This is a genomic window from Neobacillus niacini (genome assembly GCF_000759675.1).
GTDB classification, from domain to species: domain Bacteria; phylum Bacillota; class Bacilli; order Bacillales; family Cytobacillaceae; genus Neobacillus; species Neobacillus niacini_A.
The window spans coordinates 1-12100 of the sequence record NZ_BAWM01000041.1; the positions used below are offsets into that span (position 1 = coordinate 1).

Sequence of the window (12100 nt, forward strand, 5' to 3'; positions counted from 1 at the left end):
TGCTTTTGTATGTGTGGCATCGACAATAATAGTTTTACTTTTAATGATTTCTTTTTCTAATGCAATTTCAACCGTCTTTCCAATGAGCATGTCTAATAAACCCACATCTTGAAGACGGAGTTTACGGAATTTCGTTAATGAACTTGGATTGATAACTGGATCCTCAGGTGCCATATCTAAGAAATATTTAAATGACATATCATATATTGAGCGTTCAACTAGATCTACGTCTGATAAATCATAGATTGATTTCAATAGTAAATATTTGAACATACGGATTGGAGATACTGCATTTCTGCCATTATCAAGGCAATATTTTGTTTTTAGTTCTTCTAGAATGAAATTGAAGTCCACTAGTTCATTAATTTGACGAAGCATATTATCCTTCGGCACGACGATATCATAAATCGCCATAAACGGACTAAGTTTGAGGGTTTCTTGATTTGAAATCATTTCGATACCACCTACACACATTGATATCTTTAGTATAAAGCAAAAGAGGGTCAATCGCTCGACTAATATCGAGCAATTGACCCCCTGATTGTAAAAGCGGACTTTTTCAGTGCCCTCGATTGTTAGGGTGAGTTTTTTCTAATGAATAATTTACACAGTATGTAAGTGTAGAAGAAAGCATTTTATGGAATGATGAATTAAAAGAATACTAAAGTATTTATAATGAAAGGCGTTAGATAAATGGTTTCTAATTTTGGAAGATTTTCATTAGATAATATTTGGTTATCGCAAGATACTCTCTTGTATATGATTTTGGAATGGCTATGGTTGGAGTTTCTGCTGGGATGCCTTTTAAGCTCAAACCTTGGTCTTTAGCAATGGACTGGGAACGGTATAGATGGAAGTCATTTGTTACAAGTAATCCCGTTTCGAGATAATTCGGAATTAGTTGTTTGGAAAATTTGATATTCTCTTTCGTATCCGTTGATTTATCTTCTAATAAAATTCTGTTTCCATCAATGCCTTGTGCAAGTAATCCTCTTTTTATCGCTTCTGCCTCAGTAATTTCCTCTCCTGGACCTTTTCCTCCGGAAGCGATCGCAATCGTTTCTTTATTTTTCTTCAAGTAGCTTGCCGCTGCGTCTATTCGATATTGAAGAGCCAACGAAGGTATCTCTCCCTTAACGCGTGCCCCTAGAATAATAATATAGTCAGCATGATTAGGTATTTCTATATTCGTATGTTCTCTAATTTTAAAATGTAAAAAAGCAAAGTATAGCAGCATAATTAGTGTAAAAATACCTATGCAGGTAAAAAAAGTCTTCCGTGTCCTCATCATTCAAATCCATCCCTCTATAACTAATCTTAACTCCACTTTATTCTACCATAGTTTTCCATGTTGATAACCAGAGTTTAAGTCCCTATACATGCTAAATTACTGGGAATTATTTTATAGTGCCTTGGCATACTAAACGAGACAATGTGTAAAGGAGTTTGGTATATGAACTTTTATCCATATGAAGAAGATTCACTGCTTTTTTCAAAAAAATCCGCACGAAATGTTTTTATCGTATTAGTAGTTGTATTTTTTTCTATTTATATTGGATCTGAACAATTTGGATATTTTGATATGGCCTTATACGGGTATTTATGGGCAACTATTTTGTGCTTTGTTCTATTAACTATAAGAATCACCTCATGGACCTTACGACCTCCAACCAGAAGGCTGTGGAAGCAGGGAATCAAAATGATGTTTAGCGCCAAGGGGCTAGCGTTTGTCTTGAAGACTCTGTATACCAATATAGGAGAGCAAAAGTTTATTAGAAATCGATCAGTCTATCGCTGGGCACAGCATATGTTTATTTCTTGGGGAGTATTGTTTTCATTTGGAATTACCTTTGCACTTGTACTTAATTGGCTTCATTTTGAATTAGTTGAACCGAAGACATATGCAGCAGTAGTTTTTGGTATTCCATTATTCCGTATGGGAGTAGACTCACCTCTCGCTATTGCCATTTATCACGGTTTAAATTGGACGGGTATCGCCGTTATTATTGGCTGCGGTATGGCACTGTATCGAAGAGTAACAGACGAAAAAAAGATTGTCGAACAATCAAAGGAATATGATTTTTTTCCACTCTTTCTACTAATAGCAATCTCCATAACTGGCTCCTTATTAACCGTATCAGCTTTGTGGATGGAGGGGGCTTTCTACTTAGGTATTGGTCTTGCGCATCAAATAACCGTCATTGTTTTTCTCTTATATTTTCCTTTCAGTAAGTTCTGGCATTTACCGCTGCGATTTTTAGCTGTGATCGTTCCTATGTATCATGCGATGGGGGAACAGAAACAATGTGCAAGATGTGGGATAGAATATGCGACAGCCACACAAATCAAGGATGTTCAATTAGCATTAGAAAAAAGACATTTGACTGTCCCCATTGATCAGACAACCCTCCATTTTTCAGACCTGTGTTCACAGTGCCGAAGAATTAGTCACAGATTAGGAGCCTATGGCTCCGATGTTCATTTCCGTAAGGCGAACCTCGTGTTAGAAAGCAATGAGAAAAATGGACTTCAATTGAAGAAGGGAGGAGGCCAGTAGATGGGTCATGCACAAAATAAGGATTACTCGCAAAGAGATTATGATGCGATTTTACGAGATGGCGAGGAGCTGATATCTACCCATTGTTGTTTCTGCGGCATGCAATGCGGGATGAACATTCGTGTCAGCAAAGAGGATAAAAAAGTCCTTGGAGTCGAGCCAAGATATGATTTTCCGATGAATGGAGGCAGGCTTTGTCCGAAAGGAGTAAGTGCTTATCGGCAGGCAGAGCATGTGGAGCGGCTTACTCACCCGCTTATTCGAAAAAATGGAAAGCTTGAACAAGCTACCTGGGATGAAGCAATGGATTTGATTGTATCAAAAATCCAAGAAATTCAAGGCAAGTATGGGAAAGATGCCTTTGGGATTTATAGCGGTTCATCTATGACAAACGAAAAGTGTTACTTAATGGGTAAATTCGCACGGATAGGACTTGGGACAAAAAATATCGATTATAATGGCCGTTATTGTATGTCATCGGCATCTGTCGGGTTTAATCAAAGTATTGGAATTGATAGAGGATCGACCAATCCTTGGTCAGATATTAAATTCTCTGATGTCTTGCTAATCGCAGGCTCAAACACAGCAGAGTGTCATCCTCTGTCAATGCCGTACATTTGGGGCGCAAGAGATAGAGGAGCTAAATTAATTGTCGTCGACCCTAGACAAACAAAAACAGCTTTAGTAGCAGATGTCCATCTAAATATTCGACCAGGTACCGATGTTGCTCTCGCAAATGGTTTACTGCATGTCATGATTGAAGATGATTTAATCGACCATGACTTTATACAAAACCATACAACTGGCATTGAAGAATTAAAGGGACTTGTAAAGAAATATACACCTGCATATGTTTCTGAGATTACGGGGGTTGCTGTTGACAAAATCATAACGGCTGCTCGAATATTCGGCCAGGCAAAGAACGGGATGACGATGTTTGCCCGCGGAGTCGAACAACACGCGACGGGTACGGACTCTGTTTCAAATTATGTCAATCTATGCTTAGTAACTGGGAAAATGGGACGAAAAGGATCAGGTGTTGCAACCTTTACAGGCCAGGGCAATGGTCAAGGTGGCAGGGAACACGGTCAAAAAACAGACCAGCTGCCAGGATTCCGGAAAATTACCGACCCGAAAGCAAGAGAGTATATTGCAGGAGTTTGGGGTGTAGATGAATCGGAAATCCCTGGTCCAGGATTATCTGCCTTTGAAATGTTACAGGCACTCGGAAAAGAAATTAAGGGGTTATTATTAATCTGCAGCAATCCGATCGTCTCATCACCAACTGTTGGTGATGTAGGTGAGTATCTTAAGGGGTTAGATTTTTTTGTTTGTATGGATTTCTTTTTATCAGAATCTGCCGAATTAGCCGATGTTGTTCTGCCATCAACCGTTTGGATTGAAGACAATGGAACAATGACTAATGTTGAAGGCCGTGTGTTGCGTGTGAAAGGAATTGACCGTACACCAGGTGAATCGAAACGAGACTGGAAGGTCATTTGTGAAATTGCTGAACGACTTGGCAGGGGGCAATACTTCCAATTTAACTCTCCAGAGGAAATCTTTAATGAATTGCGTGTTGCAAGTAAAGGTGGGACCGCAGATTATTACGGAATCACCTATGAAAAGCTTGATAAAATGCAGGGGGTATTTTGGCCTTGCCCAACAGAGGAGTCGCAAGGGTTGCCAAGATTGTTTGAGGATTTGAAATTTAATTTCCCTGATGGAAAAGCAAGAATCCTAGCATTTGAACATAAGGGACCAAATGAAAAAACGAGTAAAGAATACCCAATCATTTTATCGACTGGACGAGTTGTATTTCACTATTTAAGCGGAAATCAAACCCGAAGAATAGAGGCACTTCGAAATCTTTGTCCAGACCCGTATGTGGAAATTCATCCTAATTTAGCGAAAAAGTATAACATTGCCCAAGGAGAACCTGTTAAGGTATCAAGTCCAAGGGGTAGTATCGAGCTCCCAGCGAGAATTACAAAAATCACGAGAGAGGACATGGTGTTCGTTCCCTATCATTGGGGGAAATCCTTGGCAATTAATCATTTGACGAATCCAGCCCTTGAACCAAAATCAAAGATACCAGAATTTAAGGTTTGTGCTGTCAAATTAGAAAAGATTTCCTCGCATGTAGGTGAAAAGCATGGGTAAGGTCTTATATATTGATTACGAAAGATGTATTGGCTGCCGGGCTTGTGTCATCGGATGTGAGGAATGCAGCGGACATGACCATTTATCGAGAATGTTTGTTGACGAATTAAATCCAGGGGAAACGGTGGCAGCTTCGCCAACCCCCTGTATGCACTGTGTTACACCAGCATGTGCTGAATCATGTCCAGTGCAAGCCATTTCAGTCGCGGACGATGGAACGGTATTATCTGCCTCCTTAGAAAAATGCATTGGCTGTAAAAACTGTACGTACGCTTGTCCATTTGGAATTCCAAGAGTAGATGATGTAAAAAAAGTTATGTACAAGTGTGATATGTGCTATGACCGTACTTCAAAAGGAAGACCGCCAATGTGTGCTAGTGTATGTCCGACAGACACGATTCGTTTTGTTGATGAAGACGATATTAAATTCGAACCACCGAAACCTGTACAATTTCAATGGGATTTTGGCGGTACTGTCATTGAAACTCGTACGGTTATTGGAATGCCGGATACGGAAACAAACAGATATGGATATAGAGAAGGCGATGGTGTTTAATCATGAAGAAAATAGAAGAATTTCTTCGTAGGTTGTCTTTTAATATCAAAAGAGATAAAGAATTAGAATTAAATCGAAGAGGTTTTATTGCCTCTTCCTTATCCCTTATGGGCGTATTATTTGTAAGTTCAACCCCATTAATAGCGTTATCCAAAAATCGTGTAAAAGAAGCCCATGAGTCTGAGGTATTTATCGTTAAAGAAAAAGATATTGATGTGGGTCAGAGTGTTTCATTCTATTATCCTGATGAAAATGATTCTGCAATATTGGTAAGAATTTCTGAAAAAGAATATAGGGCTTATAACAGCAAATGTACTCATTTAATGTGTCCTGTCTATTGGGAAAAGGATACTGGGAAGCTAACTTGCCCATGTCATAATGGCTTCTTTAATGTGGAGGATGGATCAGTTCTCGCTGGTCCGCCGCCACGTGCTCTCCCATCCATTAAGTTGAAATTTAAGAATAAAAAAATCTACGCTGTTGGAATTACTCATGCGCAGCATTAGGAGGCGGCTTATATGAAAATGGCATGGTGGATTTTTATGAGTCTGCTGACCGTGCAAATTATCCTTATTCAATACATGGTAGAGGAATATCTAGCAGGGCATTACGGAAATCTTTTATACTATGTACTGGCCTTAGGCTTTATGTTTGTTTTGACGCTGATTACTTATCTATTCTTTAGAAGAGTGGACAAGGTAATGGATCATTAAAGGAGGTTGGAAGTGTTGCAAATAAATGATGAAAAAATAACTTCAGTCGTGAAAGACTTCTTTCAAAAAATTCATGCTGATGATCTTATGAGCAAATTTTTTAAGGACCATGACCAGGAGAGAATCCAGCATCATCCAAAGACATTTTTAGAGCATGGACTAGGTGAAGGAAAATACAGTAATGAACAAATAACAAACACACATAAAGATATCCCAATCAACGATGAACATTTTGAAGCAATGGTCGGGAACTTCATTTCCACACTGGATGAACATGGTTTTAGTGAGGATGACAAACAAAAAGCACATGGGATATTACAAGGATACAAAGGAAATATTTTAGGAAAATAAGAATGGTGGTGCCCCGTATTGGGACACCACCATTTTTTTAAGCAATAGTATCTTGTACTTTATCGGCTAATTCGTTGTATTTATCAAAGAGCAGGGATCCTCTTTTATATATAGAAGGTTCATAATCATCTTCTCTTGGAGCTAAGATTGGCATTTGGGCAATAAGATTTGTCCCCAATTTTGCTGCTAATTGCTCTGACCCGCCTTTGCCAAACAAATAATATTTTTGGTCGAGGTCTGGCGGCTGAAAATATGCCATATTTTCCACGATACCTAAAATATTATGACTATTGATTGCAGCCATTTTGCCTGCCCTTTCTGCTACATGTGAGGCAGTAGGATGTGGGGTTGTGACGACAATCTGATGGGAGCTTGGAATCAGGCGGTTTACGTCCATTGCAACATCACCTGTCCCTGGCGGCATATCGATTATGCAGTAATCAAGAGGACCCCATATCACCTCATTGATAAATTGATTGATTACTTTTCCTAGCATAGGTCCTCGCCAAACAACAGGATCATTATTTTTTACGATAAAGCCCATTGACATGATTTTTACGTTGTGTGATTCGACGGGGATAATCTTATTATTCATTGATTTCGGACCGTAACTAATATTCATCATATTGGGGATACTGCTTCCGTAAATGTCGAAATCAATTAAACCAACCGCTTTTCCCTGTCTGGCTAATGAAACTGCAAGGTTGGCTGAAACAGTCGATTTACCGACCCCGCCTTTACCCGAGATCACCGAAATGACTTTACCAGATAACATGCGCTCACCTCTTTTTTGTTTATAGACAATTTTTCATCGAGCTTTGAAGGTACTCTATCCAAGGCTCCCAATTTTTAATCATATATACTGGTTCCCCATCAGACAAATACCCTAAAAAACTTTTGGAATCGTCTACTATCACATCATTCCCTTGTTTTAATCGAGAGATAATGTCGTGAATAATGATATATTCCTCCAATAGTAATTCACTCGAGTACTCTAGTTTAATACTGATATTATTGATGTGGATATTGCCTAGCCCCTTGTCGGAGTTGTCAAGATAGATTTCATAGTGGCTATAAGACCTCTTTTTTAAAAAAGGTAAGTCATATTTGGCAAGGTCAACTTTTCTGTTAAATGTTAATGTAGTAGATAACAATCTGCGTTCCTCCTTTACACTCTATAACAGTATTTACCAATACCACTCAAAAAATCCCGATTTTGAAGGAAGTTAAGATATGCATAAAATATGTATAAACATACATTATTAAATGAAAGCGTTTTCAAAAATAGTGGTAAAAAAATTCGATAAAAACTGAAAATTAGGCAATTTATTTATTGAATAATTATTAATTAGAATGTATAATGATTCATTATATAGAAGACGCAGGAGTGAATGAAATGAAAGCAGCGATAATTGGAGGGACTGGTTACGGAGCCATTGAATTGATCCGATTGATTCAAAAGCATCCTTATTTAGATGTTGGTACGGTTATTTCAAATTCGCAAGCAGGTTCCGATTTTAGTGACAGTTATCCACACCTGTCAAACATTGTTAATCTAACACTTGAAAAATTTGATGCTGAAATGATAAGCAGGGAAAACGATATTGTATTTCTCGCAACGCCGTCGGGTGTTAGCAGCTCATTAGTTCCGCAACTTTTCGATAAGGGTATTAAAGTAATCGACCTTTCAGGGGATTTCCGGCTTAGGTCGCAAAATGAATATGAAACATGGTATAAGCATTCAGCACCAACCGAGGAGTATTTAAGCAAGGCAGTTTATGGGTTGAGTGAGATTTACGCAGAAGAAATTAAAGGTGCAACGCTAATTGCCAATCCGGGCTGCTACCCAACTGCAACTAGCCTAGGTTTGTTGCCAATCCTGAAAGCAAATCTTGCTGACTCGAAATCTATTATCATTGATGCAAAATCAGGGGTATCCGGTGCAGGCAGGGGTCTTTCATTAACATCGCATTATGCAGAAATAAATGAAAATCTTAAAGCCTATAAACTAGGTGCACATCAACATATTCCTGAAATAGAACAGGTTCTAACAGATGAGACTGGTGATCCAATAACTATCACATTTACTACACATTTAGTTCCGATGACGCGGGGAATTATGATCACCGCATATGTTAACTTAACAGAAAAGATTTCAACTAATACTGTTAATGATTTATACAAAGAGTTTTATGAAAATCATCCATTCGTAAGGATTAGACCAGAGGGAACTTATCCAGCAACAAAAGAAGTCTATGGAAGTAACTATTGTGATATCGGATTGCATGTTGACCCTCGAACGAATCGACTTACGATTATTTCGGTAATCGATAATTTAGTTAAAGGGGCAGCAGGGCAAGCGATACAGAATGCTAATTTAATGAATGGTTGGGCTGTTAGTACAGGGCTTGAAGACATACCATTATATCCTTAATAAAAATATTGATTGAATAATAGATGAAAAGTTTTATAGAGGCATGAGATGCCAAATAATGAAGACGATCAAGGGGGAATTAAATTGTTGCCAGCAATATCAAATAAAGAAATCGTTGTATTAGAAGAAGAAAGTGTTACGTTGCCAAAGGGATTTAAAGCAGGTGGCATGCATTGTGGGATAAAAAGAAAACGCCTTGATCTTGGTTATATTGTGTCCGAAGTTCCAGCTGTAGTTGCTGGCGTGTATACAACGAACATTTTTCAAGCAGCTCCCCTTTTAGTTACTCAAGAGAGTATAGCAAAAGAACATAAAATCCAAGCTATCATCGTCAATTCCGGTAATGCCAATGCCTGTACGGGGGAACAGGGATTGTTAGACGCTTTTGAAATGCAAAAAGGTTTTGCCAACGAGTTAGGCATCGAGGACCACCTCGTTGCAGTTACCTCAACAGGAGTTATTGGAGAACTGTTGCCGATGGATAAGGTGAAAACAGGCATAAATCAAATTCTTCAGACCAAATATGCAACGGAAGAAAATTTCAAGAATGCAATATTAACAACGGACACTTGTATCAAGCAGGTTGGCGTTCAAATGAAAATTGACGGGAAGACAGTCAGTATTGGCGGAGCGGCTAAAGGTTCTGGTATGATTCACCCGAATATGGCGACAATGCTCGGTTTTGTCACAACTGACGCCAATATTGCATATGAGGATTTGCTTTCTGCTCTTAAAGAGATAACGAATCAGACATTTAATATGATTACGGTTGATGGTGATACAAGTACAAATGATATGGTTTTAGTTTTAGCAAACGGGTTAGCAGGTAATGACCAGCTGACAAAAGACCATCCAGATTGGGACTTATTCAAATCAGGATTAAAACTAGTGAGTGAAGAGCTTGCTAAAAAAATTGCAAGAGATGGTGAAGGAGCAACCAAGCTCGTTGAAGTTCAAGTAAACGGAGCATACAGTCATGAAGCAGCAAGAGCTGTTGGAAAATCCATTATATCTTCAAATCTTGTGAAAACAGCTATCTACGGCACTGACCCTAATTGGGGACGAATTGTTACAGCCATTGGATATTCAGGAATTCCTGTTGAACCTAATAAATTGAAAGTAGCAATTGGTCCTTACAAAGTATTCGAAAATGGCTTACCAAGTCCTTTTGTAGAAGAAGAAGTTAAAGAGTACCTAGAACTGGAAACAGTTAAAATACTTGTTGAATTAAATCAAGGTAAAGAAAGTGCAACGGCATGGGGCTGCGATTTAACCTATGATTATGTGAAAATCAACGCATCCTACCGCACGTAAGTGGAGGGTTAAAGATGAACTATATAGTCATTAAGTGTGGCGGAAGTGTGTTAGAAAATCTGCCAAAGTCGTTCTATGAAGATGTCATATCCCTCCATCAAAAAGGAGAATGGACACCGATTATTGTCCATGGCGGCGGTCCACTTATTAACAAGCTATTAAAAAACTTAAATGTAGAAACTACCTTTGTAAATGGTTTAAGAGTAACCAACCACGAGGTATTAGATATTGTAGAAATGGTTTTAAGCGGAACGGTGAATAAACAAGTAGTACGGAACATCATTGAGGCAGGCGGTAGTTCATTTGGTGTAAGTGGAGTGGATGGGAGTTTGTTAAAAGCGATCCCGACTTCAGATGAAAGTTTAGGTTTTGTAGGAGAAGTCGTTGAAGTGAATACAGCAGTCATCGAAAGCATAGTAAACCAAGGACATATACCCGTCGTTTCACCAATAGGAATTGATTCAGATGGACAGCGATACAATATAAACGGAGACGTTGCAGCAAGTGCAGTTGCCAAGGCGCTCGGAGCCAATCTTTGCTTTATCAGTGATATACCAGGAATCTTAGTCGAAGAAAATGGTAAAAAAGCTAAATTAGATAAGGTTACCAAAGCAAGAGTGGAAGAACTAATCGAAAATAAAACGATTTATGGCGGGATGATCCCTAAGGTCAAAGCTGCCATCGATGGGTTAGTTCATAAAATACCGATGGTCGGTATCATTGATGGATTTGAAAAAAATAGCTTGGTAGAATACGTGAACGGTAAAAATATTGGAACAAAAATTGTTTTAGAAGAGGAGATTGCCTAATGACCATTAAAACTTCCGTCTCCCCAATTTCGCCAGTAATGGCTACGTATAGCCGCTTTCCTATTACATTGGTTAAGGGGAAAGGAAGCTATGTATGGGATGATCAAGGGAAAAAATATTTAGATTTTACTTCAGGCATTGCCACTTGTAACTTGGGGCATGTACCTGATGTCGTTAAAGAAAAGCTTGAAGAACAGCTTCAAAATCTTTGGCACTGTTCAAACCTTTATAACATTCCAAATCAGCAGGAGCTTGCTGCACTGCTTACTGCCAATAGCTGTGGGGATAAGGTCTTCTTTTGCAACAGCGGAGCGGAAGCAAATGAGGCTGCCATTAAGCTTGCAAGAAGATATGCACAGAAGGTTAAAGGAACAGATTCCTTCGGAGTCATTACCTTTCAGCAATCCTTTCATGGCAGAACATTGGCAACATTATCGGCCACAGGACAGGAAAAAATCCAACAGGGATTTGCTCCATTAGTCAAAGGCTTTAGTTATCTGCCATTTAATGATATTGAAGCACTTGATCAGTTAAAAAGACTTCAGCCAGCAGCGATTTTACTGGAGCTCGTCCAAGGTGAAGGCGGGGTCATTCCGGCAAATCCGGAATGGGTAAAGAAAATCGCAGAAATCTGCGAAGAGAAAGACATTCTTTTAATGGTTGACGAAATTCAAACAGGAATCGGCAGGACTGGAACACTGTTTGCTTATGAACAATATGGTATTCAACCGGATGTCATCAGTGTTGCAAAAGGTCTTGGCTCAGGTTTTCCAATTGGGGCAATCATTGCGAAAGAAAAGGCGGCAAAAGCGTTCGAACCTGGTACTCACGGAAGTACCTTTGGGGGAAATCCATTAGCAACAGCAGCGGGAGTAGCGACTGTAACCCATATTCTCGAAAGCAATTTGTTAAATCAAGTAAATGAAACTTCAGTGTACTTAGATGAACAGCTTAACAAGTTCAAAGAAAAGTACGCTTTTATAAAAGAAATAAGAGGAAAAGGTCTGCTTAAAGGGGTTGTTGTTGAAATCAATGCGCTAGAAATTGTCCAAAAAGCACATGAACATCAACTTCTAATTCTTACAGCCGGACCCAATGTGTTAAGAATATTACCGCCATTAACAGCATCTAAAGAAGAAATGAACGAATTCACCAAAGCATTGGAAAAAACTTTCCAAAGTATAGAGAAAGGCGAGTGAGTGT

14 protein-coding genes are annotated in these 12100 nt (G+C 38.9%); 10 read left to right on the plus strand and 4 right to left on the minus strand.

Features of this window, described 5'->3' with window-relative positions; genetic code table 11:
* Positions 1-453, minus strand: a 453-nt coding sequence (locus TR08_RS16540; protein WP_045519988.1) for a transposase, incomplete at its 3' end; no start/stop codon positions are given.
* A gap of 247 nt (positions 454-700) precedes the next feature.
* A complete protein-coding gene (locus TR08_RS16545; protein WP_045520072.1) occupies positions 701-1288 on the minus strand; it encodes a YdcF family protein in 588 nt (195 codons plus the stop codon).
* Between the two features lie 165 nt (positions 1289-1453).
* Between TR08_RS16545 and TR08_RS16550 the strand changes: the two genes are divergently transcribed.
* From TR08_RS16550 to TR08_RS16575, 6 genes are read left to right on the plus strand one after another with little or no spacing between them, the layout of a single operon-like run.
* Positions 1454-2557, plus strand: coding sequence for a hypothetical protein (locus TR08_RS16550; protein ID WP_052427491.1), 1104 nt, complete (start codon positions 1454-1456; stop codon positions 2555-2557).
* The gene (fdhF, locus tag TR08_RS16555) at positions 2558-4720 is read left to right on the plus strand and encodes a formate dehydrogenase subunit alpha (RefSeq protein WP_081954520.1); all 2163 of its coding nucleotides are present in this window, start codon (positions 2558-2560) and stop codon (positions 4718-4720) included.
* Complete coding sequence (locus TR08_RS16560) at positions 4713-5276, plus strand: 4Fe-4S dicluster domain-containing protein (protein ID WP_045519992.1); 564 nt, start codon at positions 4713-4715, stop codon at positions 5274-5276. The genes fdhF and TR08_RS16560 overlap by 8 nt, the downstream gene beginning before the upstream one ends.
* Positions 5277-5278: 2 nt before the next feature.
* Complete coding sequence (locus TR08_RS16565; protein WP_045519994.1) at positions 5279-5782, plus strand: ubiquinol-cytochrome c reductase iron-sulfur subunit; 504 nt, start codon at positions 5279-5281, stop codon at positions 5780-5782.
* A gap of 12 nt (positions 5783-5794) precedes the next feature.
* The gene (locus tag TR08_RS16570) at positions 5795-5989 is read left to right on the plus strand and encodes a hypothetical protein (protein WP_045519996.1); all 195 of its coding nucleotides are present in this window, start codon (positions 5795-5797) and stop codon (positions 5987-5989) included.
* A 12-nt stretch (positions 5990-6001) separates the two neighbouring features.
* The gene (locus TR08_RS16575) at positions 6002-6340 is read left to right on the plus strand and encodes a group I truncated hemoglobin (RefSeq protein ID WP_045519998.1); all 339 of its coding nucleotides are present in this window, start codon (positions 6002-6004) and stop codon (positions 6338-6340) included.
* Positions 6341-6377: 37 nt separating this feature from the next.
* On the opposite strand, the gene TR08_RS16580 is transcribed toward TR08_RS16575, so the two are convergent.
* Complete coding sequence (locus TR08_RS16580) at positions 6378-7115, minus strand: Mrp/NBP35 family ATP-binding protein (protein WP_052427492.1); 738 nt, start codon at positions 7113-7115, stop codon at positions 6378-6380.
* 19 nt (positions 7116-7134) lie between these two features.
* Positions 7135-7494 (minus strand): hypothetical protein, encoded by a 360-nt coding sequence (locus TR08_RS16585; protein WP_045520000.1) that lies wholly within the window; start codon positions 7492-7494, stop codon positions 7135-7137.
* A gap of 242 nt (positions 7495-7736) precedes the next feature.
* Here TR08_RS16585 and argC point away from each other — a divergent pair, with 242 nt between their 5' ends.
* The 4 genes from argC to TR08_RS16605 all read left to right on the plus strand — a co-directional run bounded on the left by argC (position 7737) and on the right by TR08_RS16605 (position 12096).
* Positions 7737-8774, plus strand: coding sequence for an N-acetyl-gamma-glutamyl-phosphate reductase (gene argC, locus TR08_RS16590; RefSeq protein WP_081954522.1), 1038 nt, complete (start codon positions 7737-7739; stop codon positions 8772-8774).
* Positions 8775-8861: 87 nt separating this feature from the next.
* On the plus strand, positions 8862-10088 hold the full coding sequence (argJ, locus tag TR08_RS16595) for a bifunctional ornithine acetyltransferase/N-acetylglutamate synthase (RefSeq protein ID WP_152597443.1): 1227 nt from the start codon (positions 8862-8864) through the stop codon (positions 10086-10088).
* 14 nt (positions 10089-10102) lie between these two features.
* On the plus strand, positions 10103-10897 hold the full coding sequence (gene argB / locus TR08_RS16600; RefSeq protein ID WP_045520007.1) for an acetylglutamate kinase: 795 nt from the start codon (positions 10103-10105) through the stop codon (positions 10895-10897).
* A complete protein-coding gene (locus TR08_RS16605; protein WP_045520010.1) occupies positions 10897-12096 on the plus strand; it encodes an acetylornithine transaminase in 1200 nt (399 codons plus the stop codon). The genes argB and TR08_RS16605 overlap by 1 nt, the downstream gene beginning before the upstream one ends.
* The last annotated feature ends 4 nt before the right edge of the window (positions 12097-12100 follow it).